This window comes from Streptomyces pyxinicus (genome assembly GCF_024753135.1).
GTDB lineage: Bacteria > Actinomycetota > Actinomycetes > Streptomycetales > Streptomycetaceae > Streptomyces > Streptomyces pyxinicus.
This window is the reverse complement of the sequence record NZ_JANUGP010000017.1, coordinates 89,567-114,380: the sequence shown is the minus strand read 5'-3', so window position 1 is coordinate 114,380 and position 24,814 is coordinate 89,567. Positions and strand designations below refer to the sequence as shown.

Annotated in this window: 27 protein-coding genes; 16 read left to right on the top strand and 11 right to left on the bottom strand. The window is 72.8% G+C overall.

Annotated elements, in window-relative coordinates:
• Positions 1-94 precede the first annotated feature (94 nt).
• Complete coding sequence (locus tag NX794_RS21985) at positions 95-1,402, top strand: TerD family protein (protein ID WP_487416679.1); 1,308 nt, start codon at positions 95-97, stop codon at positions 1,400-1,402.
• A 6-nt stretch (positions 1,403-1,408) separates the two neighbouring features.
• On the opposite strand, the gene NX794_RS21980 is transcribed toward NX794_RS21985, so the two are convergent.
• Positions 1,409-2,602 carry a glycosyltransferase gene (locus NX794_RS21980; protein WP_258780396.1) on the bottom strand — a complete coding sequence of 398 codons (1,194 nt, stop codon included), beginning with the start codon at positions 2,600-2,602 and terminating at the stop codon, positions 1,409-1,411.
• A 39-nt stretch (positions 2,603-2,641) separates the two neighbouring features.
• Between NX794_RS21980 and NX794_RS21975 the strand changes: the two genes are divergently transcribed.
• The 4 genes from NX794_RS21975 to NX794_RS21960 all read left to right on the top strand — a co-directional run bounded on the left by NX794_RS21975 (position 2,642) and on the right by NX794_RS21960 (position 6,301).
• On the top strand, positions 2,642-3,436 hold the full coding sequence (locus NX794_RS21975; protein WP_258780394.1) for a glutamate racemase: 795 nt from the start codon (positions 2,642-2,644) through the stop codon (positions 3,434-3,436).
• Between the two features lie 90 nt (positions 3,437-3,526).
• Positions 3,527-4,069, top strand: a complete 543-nt coding sequence (locus tag NX794_RS21970) for a hypothetical protein (RefSeq protein ID WP_258780393.1) — start codon at positions 3,527-3,529, stop codon at positions 4,067-4,069.
• 62 nt (positions 4,070-4,131) lie between these two features.
• Positions 4,132-5,742 carry an apolipoprotein N-acyltransferase gene (lnt, locus tag NX794_RS21965; RefSeq protein WP_258780392.1) on the top strand — a complete coding sequence of 537 codons (1,611 nt, stop codon included), beginning with the start codon at positions 4,132-4,134 and terminating at the stop codon, positions 5,740-5,742.
• A gap of 79 nt (positions 5,743-5,821) precedes the next feature.
• A complete protein-coding gene (locus NX794_RS21960; protein ID WP_258780389.1) occupies positions 5,822-6,301 on the top strand; it encodes an NUDIX hydrolase in 480 nt (159 codons plus the stop codon).
• A gap of 144 nt (positions 6,302-6,445) precedes the next feature.
• On the opposite strand, the gene NX794_RS21955 is transcribed toward NX794_RS21960, so the two are convergent.
• The 3 genes from NX794_RS21955 to NX794_RS21945 are packed head-to-tail and all read right to left on the bottom strand — an operon-like array spanning position 6,446 to position 8,314.
• The gene (locus NX794_RS21955; protein ID WP_258780388.1) at positions 6,446-7,132 is read right to left on the bottom strand and encodes an SDR family NAD(P)-dependent oxidoreductase; all 687 of its coding nucleotides are present in this window, start codon (positions 7,130-7,132) and stop codon (positions 6,446-6,448) included.
• Positions 7,129-7,545 (bottom strand): ester cyclase, encoded by a 417-nt coding sequence (locus tag NX794_RS21950; protein ID WP_258780386.1) that lies wholly within the window; start codon positions 7,543-7,545, stop codon positions 7,129-7,131. The genes NX794_RS21955 and NX794_RS21950 overlap by 4 nt, the downstream gene beginning before the upstream one ends.
• A gap of 28 nt (positions 7,546-7,573) precedes the next feature.
• The gene (locus NX794_RS21945) at positions 7,574-8,314 is read right to left on the bottom strand and encodes an SDR family NAD(P)-dependent oxidoreductase (protein ID WP_258780385.1); all 741 of its coding nucleotides are present in this window, start codon (positions 8,312-8,314) and stop codon (positions 7,574-7,576) included.
• Between the two features lie 93 nt (positions 8,315-8,407).
• On the opposite strand from NX794_RS21945, the gene NX794_RS21940 reads away from it, so the two are divergent.
• Complete coding sequence (locus tag NX794_RS21940) at positions 8,408-9,016, top strand: TetR/AcrR family transcriptional regulator (protein WP_258780384.1); 609 nt, start codon at positions 8,408-8,410, stop codon at positions 9,014-9,016.
• A 234-nt stretch (positions 9,017-9,250) separates the two neighbouring features.
• Here the strand turns inward: NX794_RS21940 and NX794_RS21935 are convergent, their stop codons facing one another.
• Positions 9,251-11,146 (bottom strand): N-acetylmuramoyl-L-alanine amidase, encoded by a 1,896-nt coding sequence (locus NX794_RS21935; protein WP_258780382.1) that lies wholly within the window; start codon positions 11,144-11,146, stop codon positions 9,251-9,253.
• A gap of 343 nt (positions 11,147-11,489) precedes the next feature.
• Here NX794_RS21935 and ctaD point away from each other — a divergent pair, with 343 nt between their 5' ends.
• The 4 genes from ctaD (at position 11,490) to NX794_RS21915 (ending at position 14,839) form a co-directional block, all read left to right on the top strand.
• On the top strand, positions 11,490-13,202 hold the full coding sequence (gene ctaD, locus NX794_RS21930; protein WP_258780380.1) for an aa3-type cytochrome oxidase subunit I: 1,713 nt from the start codon (positions 11,490-11,492) through the stop codon (positions 13,200-13,202).
• Positions 13,199-13,558, top strand: coding sequence for a cytochrome C oxidase subunit I (locus tag NX794_RS21925; protein WP_258780379.1), 360 nt, complete (start codon positions 13,199-13,201; stop codon positions 13,556-13,558). Before ctaD ends, NX794_RS21925 begins: the two co-directional genes overlap by 4 nt.
• 285 nt (positions 13,559-13,843) lie before the next feature.
• Positions 13,844-14,065: a CbtB-domain containing protein gene (locus tag NX794_RS21920; protein WP_258780377.1), complete on the top strand. Its 222-nt coding sequence runs from the start codon at positions 13,844-13,846 to the stop codon at positions 14,063-14,065.
• A gap of 21 nt (positions 14,066-14,086) precedes the next feature.
• Entirely contained in the window at positions 14,087-14,839 is a 753-nt protein-coding gene (locus NX794_RS21915) for a CbtA family protein (RefSeq protein WP_258780376.1), read from the top strand.
• 76 nt (positions 14,840-14,915) lie between these two features.
• Here the strand turns inward: NX794_RS21915 and NX794_RS21910 are convergent, their stop codons facing one another.
• From NX794_RS21910 to NX794_RS21895, 4 genes are all read right to left on the bottom strand, one after another.
• Positions 14,916-15,482: a histidine phosphatase family protein gene (locus tag NX794_RS21910; protein WP_258780374.1), complete on the bottom strand. Its 567-nt coding sequence runs from the start codon at positions 15,480-15,482 to the stop codon at positions 14,916-14,918.
• A 120-nt stretch (positions 15,483-15,602) separates the two neighbouring features.
• On the bottom strand, positions 15,603-16,679 hold the full coding sequence (locus NX794_RS21905; protein WP_258780372.1) for an NAD(+)/NADH kinase: 1,077 nt from the start codon (positions 16,677-16,679) through the stop codon (positions 15,603-15,605).
• Between the two features lie 135 nt (positions 16,680-16,814).
• Positions 16,815-17,627, bottom strand: coding sequence for a CAP domain-containing protein (locus NX794_RS21900; RefSeq protein ID WP_258780371.1), 813 nt, complete (start codon positions 17,625-17,627; stop codon positions 16,815-16,817).
• Between the two features lie 461 nt (positions 17,628-18,088).
• Entirely contained in the window at positions 18,089-18,283 is a 195-nt protein-coding gene (locus NX794_RS21895; protein ID WP_258780370.1) for a DUF2795 domain-containing protein, read from the bottom strand.
• 217 nt (positions 18,284-18,500) lie between these two features.
• On the opposite strand from NX794_RS21895, the gene NX794_RS21890 reads away from it, so the two are divergent.
• The 4 genes from NX794_RS21890 to NX794_RS21875 all read left to right on the top strand — a co-directional run bounded on the left by NX794_RS21890 (position 18,501) and on the right by NX794_RS21875 (position 22,220).
• Positions 18,501-18,731, top strand: coding sequence for a hypothetical protein (locus NX794_RS21890; protein ID WP_258780478.1), 231 nt, complete (start codon positions 18,501-18,503; stop codon positions 18,729-18,731).
• Between the two features lie 97 nt (positions 18,732-18,828).
• Positions 18,829-20,334, top strand: coding sequence for a purine-cytosine permease family protein (locus tag NX794_RS21885; RefSeq protein ID WP_258780369.1), 1,506 nt, complete (start codon positions 18,829-18,831; stop codon positions 20,332-20,334).
• A gap of 256 nt (positions 20,335-20,590) precedes the next feature.
• On the top strand, positions 20,591-20,989 hold the full coding sequence (locus NX794_RS21880; protein ID WP_258780367.1) for an SseB family protein: 399 nt from the start codon (positions 20,591-20,593) through the stop codon (positions 20,987-20,989).
• A gap of 109 nt (positions 20,990-21,098) precedes the next feature.
• Positions 21,099-22,220, top strand: coding sequence for a hypothetical protein (locus NX794_RS21875; RefSeq protein ID WP_258780366.1), 1,122 nt, complete (start codon positions 21,099-21,101; stop codon positions 22,218-22,220).
• A 30-nt stretch (positions 22,221-22,250) separates the two neighbouring features.
• On the opposite strand, the gene NX794_RS21870 is transcribed toward NX794_RS21875, so the two are convergent.
• Both NX794_RS21870 and NX794_RS21865 read right to left on the bottom strand, forming a co-directional pair.
• Positions 22,251-22,646: a MarR family winged helix-turn-helix transcriptional regulator gene (locus NX794_RS21870; protein WP_258780365.1), complete on the bottom strand. Its 396-nt coding sequence runs from the start codon at positions 22,644-22,646 to the stop codon at positions 22,251-22,253.
• A 71-nt stretch (positions 22,647-22,717) separates the two neighbouring features.
• Positions 22,718-23,071: a VOC family protein gene (locus NX794_RS21865; RefSeq protein ID WP_258780363.1), complete on the bottom strand. Its 354-nt coding sequence runs from the start codon at positions 23,069-23,071 to the stop codon at positions 22,718-22,720.
• Between the two features lie 247 nt (positions 23,072-23,318).
• Between NX794_RS21865 and NX794_RS21860 the strand changes: the two genes are divergently transcribed.
• Both NX794_RS21860 and NX794_RS21855 read left to right on the top strand, forming a co-directional pair.
• Positions 23,319-23,603, top strand: a complete 285-nt coding sequence (locus NX794_RS21860) for an ArsR family transcriptional regulator (protein ID WP_258780362.1) — start codon at positions 23,319-23,321, stop codon at positions 23,601-23,603.
• Positions 23,604-23,683: 80 nt separating this feature from the next.
• Positions 23,684-24,661 (top strand): SMP-30/gluconolactonase/LRE family protein, encoded by a 978-nt coding sequence (locus NX794_RS21855; RefSeq protein ID WP_258780361.1) that lies wholly within the window; start codon positions 23,684-23,686, stop codon positions 24,659-24,661.
• Positions 24,662-24,814 lie beyond the last annotated feature (153 nt).

The window sequence follows — 24,814 nt, the reverse complement described above, 5'->3', positions numbered from 1 at the left end:
GCGTTCACCGCGCCCGGGAATAGGTTGTCGGGCAGGCCGGGAACGGACCGGCGGAGACACCCGTGAACGACATGCGAGGGGGGCGGACATGAACATGTCCAAGGGATCGAACACGGCGGTGCCGACCACGGCCCTGCGCGTCGAAGTGGGCTGGCGCCCCGGACCCGGCGTACCCGACGCCGACGCCTCGGCGCTGCTGCTCGCCGGCGGAAAGGTCCGCTCCGACGGGGACTTCGTCTTCTACAACCAGCCCGCCCACTCCTCCGGCGCGGTGCGGCACGAGGGCAAGCGGACGGACGGCGGACGCGTCACCGACACCCTCGGCGTCGACCTCGCGCGCGTGGAGAGCGCCGTCGAGCGGATCGTCCTCGCCGCCTCCACGGACGGCGGCACCTTCGGACAGGTCCCCGGCCTCTCCATCGAGGTGACCGACACCGCGACCGGCCAGGTGGTCGCCCGCTTCGACGACCCCGGCGCCACCGTCGAGACCGCCTTCGTGCTCGGCGAGCTCTACCGCCGCCAGGGCGCCTGGAAGTTCCGCGCCGTCGGCCAGGGCTACGGCAGCGGACTCGAAGGACTGGCAACGGACTTCGGCATCACCGTGGACCAGCCACAGCACCCGGCACCGGGCCGCGGCAGCACGCCCCCGCCGCCGCCCGTGACCGCACCGCCGCCCCCGCCGCCGCCCGTGACCGCACCGCCGCCCCCGGTCGTGCCACCCGTGACCGCACCGCCGCCGCCCGCCGCCCCGCCCGCACCCGCGCCCCGGCCGGTCCGGCTGTCCAAGGTCACCCTCACCAAGGCGGCCCCCGCCGTCTCGCTCGCCAAACAGGGCGCGACCTCCGGCGCCCTGCGGGTGAACCTCAACTGGCAGACCACCCAGCAGCCTTCGGGCCGTGGCGGGCTGTGGGGCGCCCGCCGCTTTGAGCTGGACCTCGACCTGTGCGCCCTGTACGAACTCGCCGACGGCCGCAAGGGAGTCGTCCAGGCGCTCGGCAACGCCTTCGGATCGCTGAACCGGCCGCCGTACATCCACCTCGACGGCGACGACCGCACCGGTGCCACGGCCAGTGGCGAGAACCTCACCGTCAACCTCGACCACCTCCACGACCTGCGGCGCGTCCTCGTCTTCGTCACGGTCTACGAGGGCGCCAGCTCCTTCGCCGGCCTGCACGCCACCGTCACCCTCCAGCCGCAGCACGGCGCCCCGGTCGACTTCTCGCTCGACGAGTGCACCGTGCCGTCCACGGTGTGCGCGCTGGCCCTGCTCACCAACACCGGCGGGGACCTCGTCGTCCAGCGCGAGGCCCGGTACCTGGTGCCGGAGCGCGGCGTGAGCCCGCAGCGGACCGTGGACCGCGCCTACGGCTGGGGCATGAACTGGACCCCCGGCCGCAAGTGACCGGGCTCAGGCCTCGTCCGTGACGGCGCCGGGACGGGCGTAGGTGCGGCCCTTCCAGGCCGCCCCGCGCCCCCGGTAGTGCTGCACGGCCGAGTCGACCGTCATCAGCAGGTACAGGAAGGCGGTGAACGGCAGCAGCGGGGCGAGCCACAGCGGCTGACGGTAGTACCGCAGCATCGGCACGTACGTCCCCGTCATCACCGCCCACGCCAGAGTGCCGAGCACCGCCGTCGCCGGGCCGCCCGCGGCCACGCCCGCCACCAGGGCGGCCGGCGGCACCAGGTACACCAGCACGAGCCCCGCGACCGTGCCCACCAGCAGCGGCGGACTGTGCCGCAACTGCGCGTAGGCGCTGCGCGACACCATCCGCCACAGGTCGTGCAGCCGCGGATAGGGCCGCACGCTGTCCACCTTGTCGGCCAGCCCCAGCCACACCCGGCCCCCGGCGCCCTTGACCGCGCGGGCCAGCGCCACGTCGTCGATGACCGCGTGCCGGATGGCGTCGGGGAGCCGCGCCCGCTCCGCCATGGCGGCGCGCAGCAGGACGCAGCCACCCGCCGCCGCGGCCGTACGCGCACCCGCGCGGCCGATCCGGCGGAACGGGTACAACTGCGCGAAGAAGTAGACGAACGCCGGCACCACGAGCCGTTCCCAGAGGCTGTCCACCCGCAGCCGCGCCATCTGCGACACCACGTCGAAGCCGCCGGTGCCGGCCGCCGCCACCAGCTCACGGAGGCTGTCCGGCGTGTGCGCGATGTCCGCGTCGGTCAGCAGCAGGAACTCGGGCTCCCGCGCGCGGGCCAGCGCGATCCCGTGCCGCACCGCCCACAGCTTGCCCGTCCAGCCCGCCGGCGGCTCACCCGGCGACCCCACCGTGAGCGGCAGCCCCCCGTGCCGCCGGGACAGCTCGCGGGCCAGCTCCCCGGTGCCGTCCGTGCTCCCGTCGTCCACGAGGAAGACCTCCGCCCGCCCCGGATAGTCCTGCGCCAGCAGCGACGGCAGGCTCGCCGGCAGTACGGCGGCCTCGTCGCGCGCGGGGACGACCACACAGACGGACGGCCACGCGGCCGGCTCCCGGCGCGACGGCAGCCGCACGTCCGTGCGCCAGAAGAAGCCCTGGCACAGCAGCAGCCAGACCCAGGCGGCCAGGGACACGGCGGTGATCCACAGGAAGGCGCTCACGGCCGCAGTCTGCCCCACCCGGGCGGGCGGCAGCGGGCGATCGTCTATCGTGGCCGGGTGAAGATCGCGCTCATGGACTCCGGAATCGGCCTGCTGGCGGCCACCGCCGCGGTACGGCGCCTGCGCCCCGACGCGGATCTCGTGCTCTCCCTCGACCCCGACGGCATGCCCTGGGGACCGCGCACCCCCGAGGACCTCACCCGGCGCGCGCTGGCCGTCGCCGAGGCCGCCGCCGCGCACCGGCCCGACGCGCTGATCGTCGGCTGCAACACCGCCACCGTGCACGCGCTGCCCGCGCTGCGCGCCCGCCTGGAACCCGGCGTCCCGGTCGTCGGCACCGTACCGGCGATCAAGCCGGCCGCGGCCGGCGGCGGCCGGATCGCGATCTGGGCGACCCCCGCCACCACCGGCAGCGCCTACCAGCGCGGACTCATCCGCGACTTCGCCGACGGCGTGCCGGTGACCGAGGTGCCCTGCTGGGGCCTGGCCGAAGCGGTCGAACACGCGGACGAGGTGGCCATCGCCGCCGCCCTCACCGCCGCCGCCGCGCTGACACCGGCCGACGTGACCACCGTCGTCCTCGGCTGCACCCACTACGAACTCGTCTCGGAACGCATCCGCGCCATGCTCCAGCGTCCCGACGACGGCCTCCTCGTCCTGCACGGCTCGGCCGGCGCGGTCGCCGCCCAGGCCCTGCGCCGCATCGGCGAGCTGCCCGCCCCCGACGCACCGGCCGAGGGCACGCTCACCGTGCTGCTCAGCGGTCGCGAGGGCGAGCTGCCCCCGGCCGCCCTGCACTACGCCGAAGGACGTCTGCTGCCCGCCACCGTCCCGCTCGCCGACCGAGGCTGACCCGGCCCGCCGCCGTTCCCTGGGCCGCACGGGGCAGTCACCGTCCGCCACCGGCTACCCGCGCGGCGAAACCTGAGTAACCTCGTAGGCATGAGGGAGCACCCCCACGCCGTCGACGGCCCGCCCCCGGACGTGTGGACCGGACGCGCCACCAACCGCGTCCAGTGGCTGCTCGCGCTGGCCGGCGCGGCCTGCATGGCGCTCGGCGTCGAACTGGCCGTCGACTCCGCCTGGACCACCGGGACCGCCCCGCTGGTGATGTCCGTCGTCGGCTGCATCGCGGCCGGACTGCTGGTCCTCTTCGGGACCCTCGCCTTCGTCCACGTCGACCTCAGACTCGACCGGGAGTGCGTCGAGGTGCGCTGCGGCCACATGGGACTGCCGCGTCGCCGCATCCCGCTCTCCCAGGTGGCCGGCGCCGACTTCACCGCCCTCGTCACGCCACGGCACTGGGGTGGCTGGGGCTACCGCTGGCGCCCCGAGAAGGGCACCGCCGTCGTCGTCCGCCGGGGTGAGGGCATCGTGCTGCGGCTGTGGGACGGCCACACCTTCACGATCACCGTGGACAACGCGGAGTCGGCGGTCCGGGTCATCCGTCACCGGCTGCGCACCACTCCGGGACCGGTCCACTGACCCACCCGGACGAGCCCGCCCGCGCTGTCGAGGGCCAGGTGGGCCGCCGTACACTCACCCGGGTGACCGTCACCGCACCTTCCGTGGACCAGCCGGACCAGCTCCGGCCGTCCCCCGCGCCCGGCGCGCGCGGCGGGCGCCTGCTGCGCCTGGTCCCGGCCCTCGCCTCCGCGCTCTGCGGGGTGCTGCTCTACGTCAGTTTCCCGCCCCGCCCCCTGTGGTGGCTGGCCCTGCCCGCCTTCGCCGGGTTCGGCTGGGTGCTGCGCGGCCGTGGCTGGAAGGCGGCCCTCGGGCTCGGCTATCTGTTCGGGCTCGGCTTCCTGCTGCCGCTGCTGGTGTGGACGGGGGTGGAGGTCGGCCCCGGCCCCTGGCTCGCCCTGGTCGCCGTCGAGGCGGTCTTCATCGCCCTGGTCGGTGTGGGCGTCGCCGCCGTCTCCCGGCTGCCCGCCTGGCCCGTGTGGGCGGCGGCCGTGTGGATCGCGGGCGAGGCGGCACGCGCGCGCGTGCCGTTCCACGGCTTCCCCTGGGGCAAGATCGCGTTCGGCCAGGCGGACGGCGTGTTCCTGCCGCTCGCCGCCCTGGGCGGCACCCCCGTCCTCGGCTTCGCGGTCGTCCTGTGCGGCTTCGGCCTGTACGAGGCCGGGCGGCTGATCGCGGAGCGGCGGCGCACTCGCACGGTACGGCGCACGGCCGCCGCCGCGGCGCTGCTGAGCGTGGCCGTACCCGTGGTGGCCGCGGTCGCGGCCCGCGCCCTGGTCAGCGACCGGGCGGAGGGCGGCAGCGCGACGGTGGCGCTCGTGCAGGGCAACGTGCCTCGGGCCGGTCTTGAGTTCAGCGCCCAGCGGCGGGCCGTGCTCGACCACCACGTGCGCGAGACACTGAAGCTCGCCGCCGACATCAAGGCCGGCAAGGTCGCCAGGCCCGACTACGTGCTGTGGCCGGAGAACTCCTCCGACATCGACCCCTTCACCAATCCCGACGCCGCCGCCGTCATCGAGGAGGCCGCCAAGGCGGTCGGCGTGCCCATCTCGGTCGGTGCCGTGGTCGAGAAGGACGGCAGACTGCTCAACGAGCAGGTGCTGTGGGACCCGGCCAAGGGACCGACGCAGACCTACGACAAGCGGCAGATCCAGCCCTTCGGCGAGTACCTCCCGCTGCGCGGCCTGGTCGGCGCGATCAACAAGGACTGGACCGGCATGGTTCGCCAGGACTTCAGCCGCGGCTCCGGGCCCGGCGTGTTCGACATCGACGGCGCCAAGGTCGGCCTCGCCACCTGCTACGAGGCCGCCTTCGACTGGGCCGTGCGCGACACCGTCACCCACGGCGCCGAGATGATCTCCGTACCGAGCAACAACGCGACCTTCGACCGCAGCGAGATGACCTACCAGCAGCTCGCCATGTCCCGCGTCCGCGCGGTCGAGCACAGCCGCACCGTGACCGTGCCGGTGACCAGCGGTGTCACCGCGGTCATCATGCCGGACGGGAAGATCACCCAGAAGACCGGCATGTTCACGGCCGACTACCTGGTCCAGAAGGTCCCGCTGCGCACGTCCCGGACGCCCGCGACCGAGCTGGGCATCCTGCCGGAGATCGCCCTGGTGCTGGTCGCCGCGGGCGGTATCGGCTGGGCCGTCGGCTCGGGACCGCGCGGGCGGCGCGCCGGTAGCGCGTAGCCGTCCGACCGGCGTGCGCCGTCCGAACCGGGCCTGAAGGCGGGGGAGCGGCGCCGACCGGCCGGTTAGGGTCGGGCCCATGGCTACCCCCGACTTCATCCGCGCGCTGCGGGCCTCCATCGACCACCAGCCGCTCTGGCTCCCCGGAGTCACCGCCCTCGTCTTCGACGACGACGGCAGGGTGCTCCTCGGCCGGCGGTCGGACACCGGCAAGTGGTCGGTGATCGGCGGCATCCCGGAGCCGGGCGAGCAGCCCGCCGCCTGCGCCGTGCGGGAGGTCTTCGAGGAGACGGCCGTGACATGTGTCCCCGAGCGCGTCGTCCTCGTCCAGGCGCTCAAGCCGGTGACCTACCCCAACGGCGACGTCTGCCAGTACATGGACATCACCCTGCGCTGCCGGGCCGTCGGCGGCGAGGCCCGGGTCAACGACGACGAGTCGCTTGAGGTGGGCTGGTTCCCGGTGGACGCCCTGCCCGACCTGAACGAGTTCTGCCTGTTCCGGATCAAGCAGGCCACGTCCGACGGACCGACATGGTTCGACCCCGCGGTCATCGGCTGAGGGACGGGCGGACACTCCCCTGTGCCGAGGGGCGGAGCGCGTTCAGGGCCGGGCCGGCGAGCGGTACCGGGCGCCGGGATCCGGTCCGGGGGTCCTGGAACCACCAGGTGGTGCGGAAGTCCCGGCGCGGCCGTTCCTGTCCTGCTACCAGCGCAGCTCGCCGTTCTCGTCCTGGAAGGTGCCCGTCGGACCGTCAGGGCCGAGAGTCGCCAGACGTACGACGACCTCGGCGCTTTCCTCCGGCGTCCTTCCGATGCCGAACGCCGCGGTCATGTCGGTCGCGGTGGTGCCGGGCTCGACCGCGTTGAACTTGATGCCCGGCTGGGACTTGGCGTACTGGACCGTGAGCATGGTGGCCGCCGACTTGGAGGCGGAGTAGAGCGCCAACGGCAGGGCGTACTCCGGCCGGTCCGGATTGGTCACCGCCCAGAACGACCCGGCGCTGCTGGAAACCGTGACCACTGTGGGGTTGGACGACTCGCGCAGCAGGGGAAGCGCTGCCTCGGTGACGCGCACGATCCCCACCGCGTTGGTGTCGAAGGCCCGCAGAGCCGTGGGACCGTCCATGGCTCCGTCTGCGAGGATGCCCGCGTTGTGCACCAGGACGTCGAGCCGGCCCTCGGCCGAGCCGATCGCCGCCAGCGCGCCGTTCACCGACGCGTCGTCGGTCACGTCGAGCCGCACGAACCGCGCGCCGAGTGCCGCTGCGGCCTTCTCACCTCGCTCGGTGTCACGAGCGCCGATGTAGACGGTGTGGCCCAGCGCCAGGAGCTGCCTGGCCGTCTCGAAGCCGATGCCCTTGTTGGCCCCGGTGATCAGTGTGATGGTCATGGAGTGTCCTCTCGTACGGTGTCGCTGTTCAGCTGTCGGGAGAGTTCGGCCGCGTCGTGCAGCGCCGTCATGTGCACGAACCGCCCGTCACGGACCTGGTAGATGGCGTACTCGACGATGCCGAACGAGGCACCGGTGGGGAGCACCCCGAGCCACTCCTTGACCGGAGTGCCCGTGTTGATCAGACGGGCGGCCAGCCGGTCGCCGTCGAAGAGCAGTTCCTTGAGCTCCCAGTGGAGGTCCGGAACGGCGTCGACGTCGCGCTTCTGGACCGCGATGAGGTCGTCGCGGGTGGCCGGTTCGCCGTTCAGGGTGGTCCGGTCGTCGATGAACTCGTCCATCCCGTCGAACCTGTGCGCGTTGAGCGCCTCGATGTAGCGCGCGTAGAACGCGCGCAGATCACTGTCGGACATGGGGTGACCCTTCTGCGTGGGTGGTCGCTCAGATCTGGTTCAGGCCGCCGTCGACGTACAGGCTGGAACCGGTGACGAAACTGCTCTGCCCGGAGGCGAGAAACGCCACGGCCGCGGCGATCTCCTCGGGGCGGCCGAGCCGGCCCAGCGGCACCCGCGCCGTCAGCTGCCGCTTGAACCGCTCCGGGTCAGGGGTGAGTCCCGACAGCGCGGGGGTGTCGGTCGGGCCGGGTGTGACGGTGTTGACCCGGATGCCGCGTCCCTTCAGCTCGTTGGCCCAGGTCCGGGAGAGCGAGCGGGTGGCGGCCTTGGTCGCCGCGTACAGGCCGAGTCCCTCGTCGCCGACGTCCACGTTGGTGGAGCCGTTCAGGATGACCGAGGCGCCGTCGTTGAGCAGGGGCAGTGCCTTCTTGACGGTGAACAGCATGCCCCTGACGTTGATGCCGAAGAGGGTGTCGAAATCGTCCTCGGTGATCTGCTCCAGCGGCACGAGCGAGGCGACGGAGGCGTTCGCGAACAGCACGTCCAGGCCCCGTTCCCGGCGGGCGATGGTCTCGTAGAGCCGGTCCAGGTCGGCCAGGTTCGCGATGTCGCCGGTCACCGCCGTGGCCACCGGCCCGATCACGTCCACGGCCGCGTCGAGTTCGGCCTGGCGGCGGCCGGTGATGAACACGTGCGCCCCCTCGGCCGCCAGCCGGACGGCACTGGCCAGGCCTATGCCGGTGCTGCCCCCGGTGACGAGAGCGGTCTTGCCTTCGAGTAGTCCCATGAGAACGGCTCCCTCGACTTCCGCAGCGATCGTTGTGGAAGTCGACGGTACCACTTCAGGAGTGATCGCTGCGGAAAGCGGTAAGCTGAGGGGGTGGAGACGAAACAGAGCGGCCCCATCGGCCGACCGCGCGGATTCGACGCCGACGAAGCTCTTGAGCGCGCCATGCGTGTCTTCTGGGAGCACGGCTACGAGGGGGCCAGCACCGCCGGCCTGACGAAGGCGATGGGCATCTCCACCACCAGCATGTACGCCGCCTTCGGCAACAAGGAGAACCTGTTCCGCAGGGCCCTGGAGCGCTACACCGAAGGCCCGAGCGCCTACCTGGCCCGGGCCCTGGAAGAACCGACCGCCCTCGGCGTCGCCCGGGCGATCCTGGCCGGCACCGTGCGCACCACCACCCGCCCGGCCCATCCCCACGGATGCCTGGGCGTCCAGGGCGCACTGAGCACCAGCGACTCCGGGCAGGAAGTCCGTGACCTGCTCATCGCGTGGCGAAACAACGGCCACGCCCGCATCCGGGAGCGGTTCGAGCGCGCCGTCGACGCCGGCGACCTGCCCCCGCGCACTGATCCGGGACTCCTGGCCCGCTACGTCACCACCTTCGCCTACGGCATCGCCGTGCAGGCGGCGACCGGCGTCGGCCGCGAGGAACTCCAGGAACTGGCCGACGCCGCCCTGCGCAACTGGCCCCTCTGTTGAGACCCGCCCGGTGCGCGTCCGTGAAGCCGGGGTGTTCGTGCAGGTGAGCACGCGATCAGGCAAGGCCTCACCGCGCACCTCCCGCGCCGGGACCTCAGCGTCACCGACGCCTGCCCGGGCCGGCCCCGCACCGCCCCGCTGCCCGACACGCTCGCGCCGGCGGCCCGCCGCCGCGGGACGAGGACACGCGCACTGATCCGAGGACCGAGGCCCGGGGCGGCGGGGGGAGCGCGGCTACCGGGCGCTGACCTCGGCGGAGTACACCAGGGCCGTGCGGTGGTTGTACTGGATGGTGTACATGCTCTTCGCGCCGGTGACGACCCGGCCGGTGGCGGGGAAGAAGTCGTCGGTGGGGGCGGGCGCGGCGGTGGCGACGTACGCCTGCCCGGCGGGCACGCTGTACATGCCCAGCGGCTTCTGGGCGGAGGGGGAGAGCCCGGCGGGGTACTCGGCCGCGTCCGGGTAGCTCGACCCGTACACCGCGACGGGTGACGAACCGGCGGCGCCGACCACCGTCACGTCGGGGGCCGGGGTGGTGTTGCAGCCGTGCGGGTCGAGGAACCACACCTTCGCGCCGCTGTACCAGATGGCCGTCCAGTCGCCCTGGCGGTCGGCGACGACGAACTGCTGCCCGGCCGAGGCCGTGCCGCCCCAGTCGTTGACCCGGTCGGTGCCGACGCCGTCCGGGTGGACGGCCTGGTCGCCGAAGAGCGGCGCGTCGGCACTGGGCGCGGTGCGCAGGTAGACGAAGTTCGACGGCTGGGTCCGCTCCGTGCACGCGGGGGTGGCGCCGGTGGGGTCGTCGGACGGACAGACCTGCACGGTCTGCCGGTTGCGGGCGTAGCCGGGCGTGATGGTGACCGCCGAGCCGACGGGAGCCACGCCGTGCCGGCCGCCCACCGGGGCGTGCAGCAGCCGCATGAAGCGCTCCCAGTCCCAGGACGGACCCGGGTCCCAGTGCATGCCGGAGACCAGGGCCGAGCTGGGGCCGGGCACGTTGTCGTGGCCGAGGACGTGCTGCCGGTCCAGCGGGATGCCGAAGCGCTCGGCCAGGTACCGGACGAGGTCCGCGCTGGTCTCGTACTCGGCCTGCGTGTACCAGGTGCCGCCCGCGGCGGCGTAGCCCTCGTGCTCGATGCCTATCGAGTGCATGTTGGCCGAGTAGTTGCCCGCCTGGAAGGAGATGTCCTTGGTGGGGACCATCTGCGTCACGGCGCCGTCCGCGGAGCGGATGACGTAGTGCGCCGAGCCGCCGCCCGGCTTCTGGAAGGTGTTGACGGCGGCGTCGTACGACGACTCGGTGTCGTGGATGACGATGGAGTCGATCCTGACCCCGTTCGCCGGGCGGTCGGACACCTGCCCGTTGGCCGGCGCGGCCGGGACGAAGGCGCAGTCGAGGGTGGCGGGGCACTCGGTGCCGGCCGTCGTGGCCACCGCCTTCAGGTGGAGCGCGGACAGCTGTCCCGTGACCGGCCGGACGCCCGGGGAGGCGGGAAGACGGATGTGCTGCCCGTCCCGGGTGGTCTCCTCCGCACCGGCCTTGATGGTGGCGAACACCCGGTCCGCGAAGGCGCCGGCCGCGCGCCGCTCGGTGGAACCGCTGTAACGGGCCACGGCGGCATACCACTTGCCCGGGTCCCGCGGGGTCCCGCCGACCGTGCTCTTCGCGTAGGAGGCGAGGAGGGCGGCGCCCGCCCGGATGTTGGCGGCCTCGTCCGCGCGCAGGCGCTTCGCGGGCAGTCCCGTCAGCCTGGCGGCGGCCTGGAGGGTGTGCAGGGCCGGAGCCGACGCCTGCTCGGCGAGAGCGGCGCGGCCGGCCTCGCCCGCGCCGCCCGCGGCCAGCGTCCCGGCCGTCACGTCCGTGAGGTGCATCGGCCCGTAGCCGCCGCTGGTGCTGCGCTCCCCGGCGTGGGCGTCCCACGCGGACTCGTGGTACGCCACCGCGAGCAGCACCGGCAGCGGGACGTCGTACTCCGCCGCCGCCTGCCGGAAGGTGTGCTGACGGCTGTCGGCCGCCGCCCGACCCCCCGCCGCCTGGGCGGGCGGCGGGGCGGCCGCGACACCCGCGGCCGCCAGCACACCTGCCGCGAGGGTCAGTGACAGCCGCCTACGCGGCTTGCGTTCACGCACGTGAAGTACCTGACTTTCCTGCACCGGTCCGGAATTTCCTGAGGCCCACCGCCGGGGCACTCCGAGCCCGACTCGCGGTCCGGACGGCCCAGTTGAGCAGGCGGTGGCCCGCATCTGAGGTGACGACCATCAGGGCCCCCCGGTTCCCGCCAGGCGCGGCGAAGCCAAGGCGGCGGCGGGCGCCGAGCCGACCGGTGACGCTGCGCCATTCGCGTAGAAAAAGCACCCGATCAGCCGTGTGTCACCGGCTCCGGCCCCTTCTTCCCGTGGCCGGAGCCGTAAGAATCGCGGTCACTGCCAGCATGACGCCGGTGAATCGCGCACGTCGGGAGAACCACTACCTGTGTCCATCATCGATCGCCCCGATCCGGCGGCTGAGGACTCGTACCAGAACGAGCTGCCGGTAAGGAGCAGGCAACCCGGCAACGTCGTGGTGAAGTGGCTGACGACCACCGACCACAAGACCATCGGCACGCTCTACCTGTCGACGTCGTTCGCGTTCTTCCTGATCGGCGGCGTGATGGCGCTGCTCATCCGCGCCGAGCTGGCCCGGCCCGGCCTGCAGATCATGTCGAACGAGCAGTACAACCAGCTGTTCACGATGCACGGCACCGTGATGCTGCTGATGTTCGCCACCCCGCTCTTCGCCGGGTTCACCAACTGGATCATGCCGCTCCAGATCGGCGCGCCCGACGTGGCGTTCCCGCGGCTGAACATGCTGGCCTACTGGCTCTACCTGTTCGGTTCGCTCGTCGCGGTCGGCGGCTTCCTGACCCCGCAGGGCGCGGCGGACTTCGGCTGGTTCGCCTACTCCCCGCTGTCCGACATCGTGCGCAGCCCGGGCATCGGCTCCGACCTGTGGATCATGGGGCTGGCGTTCTCCGGCTTCGGCACGATCCTCGGCTCGGTCAACTTCATCACCACGATCATCTGCATGCGCGCGCCCGGCATGACCATGTTCCGCCTGCCGATCTTCGTGTGGAACGTGCTGCTGACCAGTGTCCTGGTGCTGCTGGCCTTCCCGGTGCTGGCCGCCGCGCTGCTCGCCCTGGAAGCGGACCGCAAGTTCGGCGCGCACGTCTTCGACGCGGCCAACGGCGGAGCATTGCTCTGGCAGCACCTCTTCTGGTTCTTCGGGCATCCCGAGGTGTACATCATCGCGATTCCGTTCTTCGGCATCATCACCGAGGTCATCCCGGTCTTCTCCCGCAAACCGATCTTCGGCTACATGGGCCTGGTCGCCGCGACCATCGCGATCGCCGGTCTATCCGTGACCGTGTGGGCGCACCACATGTACGTCACCGGCGGCGTGCTGCTGCCGTTCTTCGCCTTCATGACCTTCCTGATCGCGGTCCCGACCGGGGTGAAGTTCTTCAACTGGATCGGCACCATGTGGAAGGGCAGCCTGTCCTTCGAGACCCCGATGCTCTGGGCCACCGGCTTCCTGGTGACATTCCTCTTCGGCGGTCTGACCGGCGTCGTCCTGGCCTCGCCGCCCCTGGACTTCCACGTCTCGGACTCGTACTTCGTGGTGGCCCACTTCCACTACGTGGTCTTCGGCACCGTCGTCTTCGCGATGTTCGCCGGCTTCCACTTCTGGTGGCCCAAGTTCACCGGCAAGATGCTGGACGAGCGGCTCGGCAAGATGACCTTCTGGACGCTGTTCATCGGCTTCCACGCCACCTTCCTGGTCCAGCACTGGCTGGGCGCCGAGGGCATGCCCCGCCGCTACGCCGACTACCTGGCGACCGACGGCTTCACCGCCCTGAACACCGTCTCCACCATCGGGTCCTTCCTGCTCGGGCTGTCCATGCTGCCGTTCCTGTACAACGTGTGGAGGACGGCCAAGTACGGCAAGCCCGTCGGCGTGGACGACCCGTGGGGCTTCGGCCGTTCGCTGGAGTGGGCGACCTCCTGCCCACCGCCCCGGCACAACTTCCTCACCCTGCCGCGGATCCGCAGCGAATCCCCGGCCTTCGACCTGCACCACCCGGACATCGCGATCCGCGAACACGAGGCGTACGTCCCGGCCGCGACCGGACGCGACGAGGGATGAGCGGTCCGCCCCGGCAGGGGGCCGAAGCGAGCGGCGACCTCGGCAACGAGGTGGAGGGCTACCTGCTGTGGCAGGCCACGATCGCGGTCGCCGAGCAGCGTGCGCGCGAATTCGCCGAGCCCATGGAGTGGCTGACCACCGGACAGCGCGACGAGATCGAACAGCGCTACGTCACCGACAGCCTCCACCGCTCCCGGCAGGACATGGAGCGGATCGCCGCCCGCTGCCGCTCCCTGCGCGCCGAGTACGAGCAGCGCTACCGCGAACTGCGCCTGCGCTGCGTGGCCTGCGCGCTCGCCGTCAGCACCTGTGTGACCTCGGTGGCCACGGCGGCGGCACTCGCGCTGACCCGCTGACGACCGGCATCCGGCCTTCGTCCGTCGGTTCCGTTTCGGGTGGTTCGGCCCGCGAACCCGGGAGCCGGAAGATCACGAGCGGGACACGCGGTCTTGGCCGGATCACTGTCACACGATACGGTCGGTGCGATATCGATGACGGCGGACGGAAGCCGGTGGGAACCCGGCACGGTCGCGCCACTGTGTGCGAAGCCCCTCGCAAGACGGGTTTCGTGGAGTCAGACCCGTGGCCGTCGTCAAATGCACCACCGAGACGGGACGCGAACTCCCGGAGGAGGCCCTGCCATGGCGCAGACCGTCGCCCAGCCGACAGCCACACCTTCCGCCCTCCCCGCAAAGCTGCCGCTGAAGGCGATCGCCCCCTGGGCCGTCTTCTTCGGTGTGCTGATGCTGGTCCTGCTGTACTTCGTCGGCGCTGAGCAGGGCGCCACCTCCGTGTTCAGCGGCACGGACGTCCACGAGTGGGTGCACGACGCCCGCCACCTGCTCGGCTTCCCCTGCCACTGAGGCCGGAGACGCCACACCCTCATGAACTCCGCAACAGTGAGAAACCTGCTCGTCCGGGGCATGCTCGCCGGCCTCGCCGCCGGCGTGCTCGCCCTGGTCGTCGCCTACCTCCTCGGTGAGCCGTACGTCGACAAGGCGATCGCCTTCGAGGACGCCCACGCGCACGAGCACGAGATGGAAGTCGTCTCCCGCTCCCTGCAGTCCACCGCCGGGCTCGCCACCGGTGTCCTGGTCTACGGGGTCGCGTTCGGCGGCATCGCCGCGCTCGCGTACTGCTTCGCGCTGGGACGCGTGGGCCGCTTCAGCCCCAGGGCGACCGCGCTGCTGCTGTCCGGCACCGCGCTGCTCGCCGTCTACGTCGTCCCGTTCCTGAAGTACCCGGCCAATCCGCCGTCGGTCGGTGACCCCGACACCATCGGCAAGCGGACCGCCCTGTACTTCCTGATGATGCTGCTCAGCGTCTTGCTGGCCATCGCCGCCACCCTCCTGGGCAAGCGCCTGGCGCCCAGCCTGGGCACCTGGTGGGCCACGGTCGTCGCGGTGGCCGCGTTCGCCGTCGTGATCGGTCTGGCCTACCAGTTCCTGCCGACGATCAACGAGGTGCCGGCGCACTTCCCGGCCGCCCTGCTGTGGCGGTTCAGGCTCTCCGCCCTCGCCATCCAGTCGGTGCTGTGGGCCGGATTCGGCCTGCTCTTCGGTGAGTTGGCCGAGCGGCAGCTCAACCCGGCGCCCGCCAAGGCGCCTTCGGGCCGGACCGCTCCCGCCTCGAACTGAACCCGTGTCCGGCCCGGCCGGAGCGCGTCGCGTGCGGGCCCCTCGGCATCGTCCGAGGGGCCCGCACGCATGAGTTCTACAGCGGTCGGCCCAGCCTCACGTTCCAGCGCCCGGACCGCCCGCTGAGTTCCGTCGCCGCCAGCGGCGGCACGTCCAGCCGCCAGAAGGCCGCCAGGGGCAGCTCCAGTACGGCGACCATCGCGGCGCGCACGACCTCCGGCTCCACGACGGCGACCGTACGGCCGTCGGTGTCCCGGACGCCGTCCAGCCACCGCCCGACCCGCTCGCAGACGTCCCGCACCGATTCCCCGCCGTGCCCGGCCCAGTCGGGGTCGGTGAGCCAGCGGCCCACCGCCTCGGGCTCGGCGGCCCCCACCTCATCGAGGGTCTGCCCACGCCAGCGGCCCACGCCCAGACCGCCCAACTCCGTCGCCGCCACACCCCCGTCGAGGCCGAGCGCCGCCGCGGTCTGCCGGCACCGCGCACTCGGCGAGAGCACCACCCGGGCCGGTACCGGCAGCGATCCGGCCGCGGCCCGGGCGCGCGCCGCACCGGCCTCCTCGACGGAGTCGCCGTCGTAGAACCGGGCCTGCCGCAGTGACGGGCTCGGCGCGGGCGAGACGAAGGTGACGCGGCTGGTCACGCGGCTGCTCCTGCGGCGAGTGCGAAGGGCGCACGGTCGTAAGGCCATACGGTCGTACGGTCGGGCGCGGAAACAGTGACAGCCTAGGCTCCGGCGCGGCACGCCGTCACCGGGGGCCGCTCAGCTCCGCCACGAGGTGTCGTCCGGCGACGGCGGCAGCGCCAGGTGGGCGAGGTCGCCCGGCGGGGGAGTGGACACCGGCCACAGCGGGGCCGCGCTGCCGTCCGCGACGGCGGCCGGCGCGTCGGTGAGCTTCATGCGCTCGCGCAGCCTGCCGTAGAAGTCCATCGGACCGAGCCGCACCGCCTTGAGCCGGCGCGGCGCCGCGTACACGCCGATCCAGTCGCCGGGGCTGAGCACCCCGCGCAGCTGACCGTCGACGCTGACCGCGGCCCGGCCCGAACGTTCCAGCACACGCAGGGCGATCGGCTCGTCCGGGGCGGCCACCACCGAGCGGTTGAACACCATGTGCGGGGCCACCGGCGTGAAGACCAGGCACTCCGCGCGGGGCGAGACCACCGGGCCGCCGGCCGCGAAACTGTACGCCGTGGAGCCCGTCGGCGTCGCCACCAGCAGGGCGTCCGCGGAGTAGGAGGCGAGCAGCCGGCCGGCCAGATAGACCCCGACCGACACCTGCCGGTCCCGGGCCAGTTTCTCCAGGACCACGTCGTTGAGCGCGACGACGTTCAGGGCCACGCCCCAGTCGTCGCCCACCTCGCACTCCGCGCGCACCCGGGGCGGCGGCAGCAGCGGGCCGCGGCCGTAGCGGAGCATCCCCTCCTCCATGTGGGCCGGCACTTCCAGCCGGCACGACGCGCGCAGGGTCAGCAGCATCCGGTTCTCGACCGTGATCCGCTCCTCCCGGACCGCGTCCAGCGCCTCGCGCACCGCAGGCGCCGGGACCTCCGTCAGGAAGCCGACCCGGCCGAGGTCCACGCCGAGCACCAGGGCGTCGTTGGCGGCGGCGAGCCGGGCGCCGCGCAGGAAGGTGCCGTCACCGCCGAGGGTGACGACGAGGTCCGGCTCGCCCGCGCTGTCCATCTCCTCGCGGGCGCTGTGCCGTTCGCCCGCCTGCCACACGTCGATGTCGCCGCAGCCCACGGAGTGCTCGGCGCACCACTCGCGCACGGCCCGCGCGGCGGTCACCGCCTCGGCACGTCCGCCGTGCACGACCAGGCCGACACGGTTCACGGTCACAGCAGCCTCCCGGCGGTCGCTCCACACCGACCGCCAGTCTCACCGGGGACCCCGCCCGCGCGGCGCGCGCCACGCCGCTGCCGGGCAGGTGGCACGGGAGGTGCCGGCGGCCGGGGCGTGCCCGGCCGCCCCCGCTCACCTCGCGGTGCCGAAGTCCTGCGTCCAGTAACTGTTCGGCTGCGCGAGACCGACGCCGATCTCCTGGAAGCCGCAGTTGAGGATGTTGGCCCGGTGGCCGGGGCTGGACATCCAGCCCGCCATGACCTGCTCGGCCGTCGAGTAGCCGTAGGCGACGTTCTCGCCGTAGCCGCTCCAGGTGTAGCCGGCGGCCGTGATGCGGTCGCCCGGGTCGGAGCCGTCGGAACCGGTGTGCGACATGTTCTGGTGGGCCGCCATGTCCGCGCTGTGCGCCTGCGCGGCCTTGGTCAGCTTCGCGTCGAGGGTCAGGTCCTGGCAACCGGCCTTGGCGCGTTCGGCGTTCACCAACTGCACGATCCGCGCGGCGACTCCGGACGCGGGCGCGGACGCGGACGCGGTGGTGGCGGCCGTTGCCGTGGGCTGCGGGATGCTCGGCGCGGCGGTGGCGGTGGCGGTGGTGGTGCGGGGAGCGGAGGGGGTGGCGGTCCGCTTCGGCGGGTGGGTCGCCGTCGTCCTGTGGACGGTGACTTTCGCGCGCGGGGGCGCGGTCACCTCGGGACTCGCCGACGCGGGGGTGGCCGTCGGGGTGGCGGCGGGCTGGGCGTTGCGGTCGTGATGCCGCTGGGTGGCGGCCTGCCACTGCGCCACGGGCACCTCCGTCGCGGCGGCGGTGGCGGTGTCGGTCGGGCCCTCCCCGCCGTAGGGCCACTCCGTACACGCCAGGGCGGCCGATGGCACGCCCACGGCCGCGACGGCGACGGCGGCTATGACCATCCGCCGGTGGTGCTGCTTCCTGCGATGCTGGCCCATCGTCAACCTCACTCGGTGATCGCTGAGCGCTCATTCTCAGGACGGCCTCACAGAGAGCGCAAAGGGCTCTTCTCCTACCGCGCTTCGTAGCGGTTCGGGGTCCTTGCCAGGTGGCCGCGGAAGTGCCGACTTCGCGGCCGCGACGTTTGCTCCACCCTGTCGCCCCGTCAGAAACGAACCCACGCCGACCGATGGGAGTGCGGAGTCCGCGCACAGAAAGGCACCCCTCGGGCCACTGTGAAATCCGTCGGCAAATCGGACAAGTCCTTTATATCGCCGGGGCGGTATCTACTAAGCGACCCGGTGAGGTGCCGGAGTGCCTGTGGCGGATGTCACTCAGGGGCGTCCCGAAGGGGCGGGAGTCGTACATCGAGTTCCAACAAAGGGGTGCCGTCCTGCGGTGCGCGGCGACCCCCTCCGTGAGGGCGGGCCGCCGCGCGATCCGGTCGGTGCCGGGACGGTCACTCGTTCCGGAACACGGCCTTGCTGACCTCGGCCGGGCTCTGGAACTCCTTCTTCCCGAGATGGGAGATCCGCTCGGTGACCTCCTTGGGCGCGTGGTTGTGCTCGGCTACCTGCCGGAGCTGGTCCGAGTCGGCCGGGTACTCCGCGCCGGACAGTGCCTTCTGCAGATCGGTGGGGCTGACACCCGCCATGGCTCCTCCAGGCGGTCAGTTCCTGCGCTGTCATTGCTCCGGCGCCGCATGCTGCGCCGGACCCGTCAGGTACCCATCCGGCGGAAGCGGATTCACCCCTTCCGGCAGTGGATCCGGCCCGTGGCGCACCGCTGCGGATCCGGCCGTGATGGAGCGCGCCGCGGACGGGTACCCGGGCTTTGCACGGTCACGGTCACGGACGTGGACGGGAGGTCTCATGAGCGAGTACACCCCCTCCCAGGCGGAGGGCGAGCGGGACACGGATTCCCTGGAACAGGCGGACCAGCCGCCGCGCACCACCCCCTCCCAGGCGGAGGGCGAGGACCCGGACGAGCCGGACTCGGGCGGCGGCGACACCGCCCGGCGGACGCGGTCGGCACCGCCCGGCGGCGCCCTGCATCTGCGGGAGGAGCCGAAGACCCCGATCCAGGAGGAGTTCGACCGCTGAACCCCGGCTCCGGAGCCCCCGGCGCTCCGGTTGCCGGGCCCCATGCCCCCGCCTAGCGTGACGGACACGTCCGGACAGGCAGGGCAGGTGCTCCGCGATGACCCAACCGCAGGACCCGCTCGACGGCCGAGCCGCCGACCGTCCGTTGCAGGTCGAGGCGCACGGGCTGGAAGTGATCCGGGACGCGGACCGCAAGGGCACCCCCAGCACCCTGTTCTGGCCCTGGTTCGGCGCCAACGTCTCCCCCCTCGGGCTCGGCTACGGCGCCTTCGCGTTCGGCTTCGGCCTCTCCTTCTGGCAGGCCCTCGCGGCCGGGACGATCGGCATCGTCGTCTCCTTCCTGCTGTGCGGCTTCGTCTCCGTCGCCGGCAAGCGCGGCTCGGCGCCCACGATGGTGCTCAGCCGGGCCGCCTACGGAGTGCGCGGGAACCGGCTGCCGTCCGTGATCTCCTGGCTGCTGACCGTCGGCTGGGAGACCGCCCTCATCGCCCTCGCCACCCTGGCCACCGCGACCGTCTTCAGCAGCCTCGGCTGGGGCGGCGGCACGGAGACCAAGGTCGTCGCGATCATGGTGGTCGCCGCGCTCACCGTGATCTGCGGGGTCATGGGCTTCGACCTGATCATGCGGTTGCAGACCTGGATCACCCTGATCGGCGGGGTGCTCACGGTCGTCTACGTCGGGCTGGTCGCGAGCCACGTCCGCTGGGGCACCGTCAGCGCCATCCCGACCGGCTCCGCCCAGCAGATCATCGGCGCGACGGTGTTCGTGATGACCGGCTTCGGCCTCGGCTGGATCAACGCCGCCGCCGACTACTCCCGCTATCTGCCGCGCACCTCCTCCAGCCTGGGCGTCGTCGGCTGGACCACCTTCGGCGGCTCGCTCGCCCCCGTGCTGCTGCTGGTCTTCGGCCTGCTGCTGGCCGGTTCCTCCGCGTCGCTCAGCAAGGACATCTCGGCCGACCCGATCGGTGCGCTGGCGGCGATCCTGCCCACCTGGTTCCTGGTGCCGTTCGCCGTGGTCTCCGTCCTCGGCCTGGTCGGCGGCGCGGTCCTCGACATCTACTCCTCGGGCCTGGCCCTGCTGTCGGCGGGCGTGCGGGTGCCCCGCTATCTGGCCGCGTTCTTCGACGGCCTGCTGATGATCGCCGGTTCGGTCTACATCGTCTTCTTCGCCGGGGACTTCCTCCGGCAGTTCGTCGGCATCCTCACCACGCTCGGCGTGCCCATCGCCGCCTGGAGCGGTGTCATGCTCGCCGACCTCGCCCTGCGCCGGCGGGACTACGACGAGGGCGACCTGTACCGCCCGGACGGCCGCTACGGCGACGTGGCGCCGGTGCCGCTGGTGCTCACCCTGCTGGGCACGGCCGTCGGCTGGGGACTGGTCACCAACGACGCCGCCGACTGGCTGACCTGGCAGGGCTACTTCCTCGAACCCTTCGGCCTCGGCGGCAAGACCGGCCCCTGGGCGTACGCCGACCTGGGCGTGCTCGTCGCCCTCGCGATCGCCTTCCTCGGCACCCTGCTCCTGGGCCGGAGCCGGGTACGCGGCCAGGAGACACAGTCACCCAGCCCCACCCCGAACACGGGCGTGTACAGCACCTGACCGGCCTGACCGGCCTGACCGGCCTGCGGGCCGCCGTCGTCACGCGGGGGGCGGAGTCTCGCCGGCCCGGCGAGTCCCCAGGCCGCAGCGGCGGTGGGCGCGCGGAGTCTGCCGCCGACCTCCACCGCTCCGCCACCGCACCCGGCGGCGATCGTCACGCATGCCCGGCACCCCACCGGGTACGCGAGCCGGAAGCATGCCCGGGCGCCGACCCGTCCGGGCGGCCCGTACGAACGCCGCTATCAGGGGATCTGCCATGGAGACACCCACACACGACGACCTGCCGACGCCGGCCCAGCAGGCGCTGGACGCGCTGGTGGTGAACGCCGAGGACCAGACCGCTCTGGACACCCTCGCCCACACCGACGTACTCGTCCCGGTGCCGGACGACGCGGTCGACGGCGAGGGCGCCGACGCCACCACGGTGGCCCTGCCCATACTGGAACAGCCCGGGGGCGACCCGGTCGTCCCCGTCTTCACCACCGAGGGCGAGATGACCGGGCTGCTGCCGTTCGTCTCGCGCTACCGCCTGATCCCGCTGGGCGCGCTGGCCTCCCAGTGGCCCGAGGAGGATCTCTCCCTCGCCATCGACGGCAACTCCGCGCACGCGCTCACCCTGACCTCACAGGGCGTCCGTACCCTGCTGGCGCGCTGACCCGGTGAGGGGTGAGCGGCGCCGACCTCCGCTCACCCCCGGCCGGTGATCTTCCGGTCACCGAGAGGCACAGGCCAGGACGCGCCGTCCTTTCCGTGACAATGCCCGCATGGAAGCACTCGCCGGCGCCGCCGGGGCCCTGGTCCTGATCCTCGTGCTGAGCAGCGTCCTGCGGACCCTCGTGGTTCCCCGGGGCCTCTATTCGGCGCTGGTCTTCCGGCTCTGGTGGCTGCTGCGCCGCGTCCTGCGGCTGACCGCCCGGCGCGGCGGCTACGACGCGATCGACCGCGCGCAGACCTGGCTCGCGCCGCTGGTGCTGGTCGGCATGCTGACGAGCTGGCTCGCCGGAGCCCTGCTCGCCTACGGCCTGCTGCTGTACGCGGCGTCCCCGCTGTCCTGGGCCACCGCCTTCCGCGAGGCCGGCTCCAGCCTGTTCACCCTCGGGTTCGCCGGCGGCGCCCGGCTGAAGCTCTCGGCGCTCGACTTCATGGCCGCGGCCACCGGGCCCGTCCTGATCGCCCTGCAGATCGCCTACCTGCCCACGCTCTACGCCGCCTACAACCGCCGAGAAGTGGAGGTCACCCTGCTCCAGGCGCGGGCCGGTGAGCCCTCCTGGGGCCCGGAGATCCTGGCCCGGCAGTGGCTGGTGGACACCGAGACCGCGCTGCCCGACCTGTACCGGGCCTGGGAGCGGCTCGCCGCCGACATGGGCGAGAGCCACTCCACGTATCCCGTCCTGCTCACCTTCCGCTCGCCGCGCCCGCACCGCAGCTGGCTGGTCGCACTCGTCGCCGTGCTGGACGCGGCGGCCCTCCAGCTCGCCCTGGACCCGCGTGCCGCGCCGGCGGAGGCCCGGCTGGTGCTGCGCGCGGGCTTCACCGCGCTGCGGGACATCGCCCGTGCCCTGCGCATCCCCTTCGACCCCGACCCCGCGCCGGAGGGGCCCGTCCGGCTCGCCTTCGCCGAGTTCGAGGCCGCGGTGGAGATGCTGGAGCGGGCCGGCTTCCGGGCCGGGCGTCCGGCGAAGGAGGCCTGGCCGCACTTCACGGGCTGGCGGGTCAACTACGAGGCCGTCGCCTACGAACTGTGCCGCCGCTGCGACGCCGTACCGGCGCTGTGGACCGGCCCCCGGGACTTCCCCGCCGACCCGATTCCGCCCCGGCGCCCGGTGGACAGGCGGCCCGGCACGGACCGGCCGGAACCGGTTCCCGACACTCCCGGGAACGGATAGCGGCCGGCTACCGGCCACCGAGGCCGGACCCTACTCCGCCCCGCCGGCCAGCATGCGCCGCAGCACCTCACGCTGCACGGGCCGTACCTCGGCGTGCAGTTCACGGCCCCTGGGGGTGAGTGCGACCCACACCCCGCGCCGGTCCTCCGCGCACACCGAGCGCCGTACCAGCCCGTCCTTCTCCAGGCGGCCGATCAGCCGGGACAGCGCGCTCTGGCTGAGATGCACGCGTCCGACCAGGTTCTGCACCCGGCACTGGTCGCCTTCCCGGGGCGATTCCGCCGCCAGGATGTCCAGCACCTCGAAGTCGCTCGCACCCAGCCCGTGCGGGTGGAGGACCCGGTCGATCTCACACATCGTGCGCGCGTGCACCGCGAGGATGTCCCGCCACCGGTCCTCAAGCCGGTCGGGCGTCTTCACTGCCATACCGGAACCGTAGCACCGATCCGGCCAGTCGTTGAGTGTGCAACTAGTAGGCGCCCGGCGGGATCCGCGCCTCAGGCCGCCGGGTCCTGGAGCAGGCCGACGAGGTTGCCGTCGGCGTCCCGGACCGAGGCGATCAGCCGCCCGCCGCCGACGTCCTGAACGTCCTGGAGCGGTTCGGCACCGGCCTCCAGGAGGGCCGCCAGGCGGGCGCGCAGATCGGTCACGTGCCAGTAAGGCACCGGTCCGGTCATGCCCTTGGCGTGTCCGCTCGGGTCGAGGCCCACGTCCTGGCCGGCGGCCTTGTAGCCGACGTAGTACGGCTCGTCCGCGTACGGCGCCACCCCGAGCAGCGCGGCGAACAGAGGCTTGGCCTTCTCCAGGTCCTTGACGGGGTAGATGATCGTCTGCAGGCCGGCGGCGGTCATGGAACTCATTCCTCCTGGGGTGTGCGTGCCGACGGGTTCCCGCCGGTGCTCACACGTTAGGCACGGTGCGCCGGCCATGGCTTCTCCGATCCTGACCGGTCTCCTGGCGTGGCCGGGTCGCACCGCTGCCCCCGACCGGTCCGGCGTGCGGTACCGGACAACGCTCGCGGACCACCGGACGGGACGGCGCCGGGCGGGGCACAGTGGAACACGGCTGACGAGGAGGCCGGGGACGGAGGGCTGACGGGTGACGGGAACTCCCTCGGGCCGCATACGGAAGACCATCCTGGAGTGGCTCAAGGACCCCACGGACCACTTCCCCGTGGCCGGCCGTGACCCCGCCGACACCGGTGTCACCGCACGCGCCGTCGCCACCAAGCTCGGCGTGCCCCGGCGCACCGCCCTCGCGCACCTGCACCTCCTGAGCAGCCTCGGCATGCTGCGCACCCGGCGAGTCCGCTGCCGCACCTACTACCGGCGCGACGAGGTCAGGATCGCCGAGGTGGCCCGCCTGTTCGAGAAGGGCTGGTGACCACGGGGTACCGGCAAGGCGCCGAGCCGAGACAGTCGCTCCGACGGCGCAGTCACTCCGACGGCGAAGGGCACCGCACCATGGACCGATCCACCGCACTCGTCCCGCTGCATTACGTCTCCCTGGGCGCCCGGGGCCCCGAGGACGTGGTCGTCGACGCCCGGGGCCGGGTGCTGACCGGCGTGGCGGACGGCCGTATCCTGCGCGTCGACCACCTCGGCGACCCGCGCACCGCACGGGCGGAGGTGCTCGCCGACACCGGTGGGCGTCCGCTCGGCCTCGAACTCCTTCCCGACGGCGACCTGTTGGTGTGCGACGCGGAGCGCGGCCTGCTGCGGGTCGGCCCCGACGACGGCACCGTCCACGTTCTCGCCGACTCCGTGGCGGGGGAGCCGCTGCGGTTCTGCAGCAACGCGGTCGCCCTGCCCGACGGCACCGTCTGCTTCACCGTCTCCAGCCGCCGCCATCCGCTGGACCAGTGGATAGGCGACATCGTCGAGCACACCGGCACCGGGCGGCTGCTCAGGCTCGCCCCGGGCGCCCGGGAACCCGAAGTCCTGCTTGAGGGGCTCCAGTTCGCCAACGGGATCGCCCTGAGCGGGGACGGATCCTTCCTGGTGGTCGCCGAGACCGGGGCCCGCCGCCTGATCCGCTTCCATCTGACCGGTCCGCGCGCCGGGAGCAGCGACCTGTTCGCCGACCTGCCCGGCATGCCGGACAACCTGTGGCGCGCGGGCCCCGACGGCCCGGTCTGGGTCGCCCTGGCCAGTCCCCGCGTGCCCCCGCTCGACCTGCTGCACCGCACGTCCGCGGCCGTCCGCGCCGCCGCGGCCCGGGCCGCGGTCCACGCGCCGTACCGGCCGAGCGGCACGGTCGGCGTCCTGGCCCTGGACGACCACGGCCGCACCGTGCACCACCTGAACCGCCGCCGCTCCGGCTACCGCATGGTCACCAGCGTCTGCGCGGTCGGTGATCACCTGGTCCTCGGCAGCCTGTGGGAGCCTGGCGTCGCGGTCTGCGCGCGGCCCGCCTCCGCCGAAGCGGGACGGGCGAGGTAAGAACCGGTTGTGAACCGGGCTCCGGGCCGTGACCGTGCCGGGAAGCGGCGCCGCGCCGGTGCGCTGCCCCGCGAGCCGGAGGCGGCTCCCTGCGGGCCGCCGCCTCCGCCGTCGCGAGTAGGGTGGCGGCCTCGCCGCGAGTACTGTCTACAG

What these genes read in the sequence shown, in the direction of transcription:
- NX794_RS21875 (WP_258780366.1), top strand. Translation starts at nt 21,099, where the DNA reads ATGGAAGCACTCGCCGGCGCCGCCGGGGCCCTGGTCCTGATCCTCGTG.
- NX794_RS21890 (WP_258780478.1), top strand. Translation starts at nt 18,501, where the DNA reads ATGAGCGAGTACACCCCCTCCCAGGCGGAGGGCGAGCGGGACACGGAT.
- NX794_RS21960 (WP_258780389.1), top strand. Translation starts at nt 5,822, where the DNA reads ATGGCTACCCCCGACTTCATCCGCGCGCTGCGGGCCTCCATCGACCAC.
- NX794_RS21900 (WP_258780371.1), bottom strand. Translation starts at nt 17,627, where the DNA reads ATGGGCCAGCATCGCAGGAAGCAGCACCACCGGCGGATGGTCATAGCC.
- NX794_RS21855 (WP_258780361.1), top strand. Translation starts at nt 23,684, where the DNA reads ATGGACCGATCCACCGCACTCGTCCCGCTGCATTACGTCTCCCTGGGC.
- NX794_RS21985 (WP_487416679.1), top strand. Translation starts at nt 95, where the DNA reads ATGTCCAAGGGATCGAACACGGCGGTGCCGACCACGGCCCTGCGCGTC.
- NX794_RS21920 (WP_258780377.1), top strand. Translation starts at nt 13,844, where the DNA reads ATGGCGCAGACCGTCGCCCAGCCGACAGCCACACCTTCCGCCCTCCCC.
- NX794_RS21870 (WP_258780365.1), bottom strand. Translation starts at nt 22,646, where the DNA reads ATGGCAGTGAAGACGCCCGACCGGCTTGAGGACCGGTGGCGGGACATC.
- NX794_RS21955 (WP_258780388.1), bottom strand. Translation starts at nt 7,132, where the DNA reads ATGACCATCACACTGATCACCGGGGCCAACAAGGGCATCGGCTTCGAG.
- NX794_RS21895 (WP_258780370.1), bottom strand. Translation starts at nt 18,283, where the DNA reads ATGGCGGGTGTCAGCCCCACCGATCTGCAGAAGGCACTGTCCGGCGCG.
- NX794_RS21950 (WP_258780386.1), bottom strand. Translation starts at nt 7,545, where the DNA reads ATGTCCGACAGTGATCTGCGCGCGTTCTACGCGCGCTACATCGAGGCG.
- NX794_RS21925 (WP_258780379.1), top strand. Translation starts at nt 13,199, where the DNA reads ATGAGCGGTCCGCCCCGGCAGGGGGCCGAAGCGAGCGGCGACCTCGGC.
- NX794_RS21915 (WP_258780376.1), top strand. Translation starts at nt 14,087, where the DNA reads ATGAACTCCGCAACAGTGAGAAACCTGCTCGTCCGGGGCATGCTCGCC.
- NX794_RS21945 (WP_258780385.1), bottom strand. Translation starts at nt 8,314, where the DNA reads ATGGGACTACTCGAAGGCAAGACCGCTCTCGTCACCGGGGGCAGCACC.
- NX794_RS21865 (WP_258780363.1), bottom strand. Translation starts at nt 23,071, where the DNA reads ATGACCGCCGCCGGCCTGCAGACGATCATCTACCCCGTCAAGGACCTG.
- NX794_RS21880 (WP_258780367.1), top strand. Translation starts at nt 20,591, where the DNA reads ATGGAGACACCCACACACGACGACCTGCCGACGCCGGCCCAGCAGGCG.
- NX794_RS21885 (WP_258780369.1), top strand. Translation starts at nt 18,829, where the DNA reads ATGACCCAACCGCAGGACCCGCTCGACGGCCGAGCCGCCGACCGTCCG.
- NX794_RS21970 (WP_258780393.1), top strand. Translation starts at nt 3,527, where the DNA reads ATGAGGGAGCACCCCCACGCCGTCGACGGCCCGCCCCCGGACGTGTGG.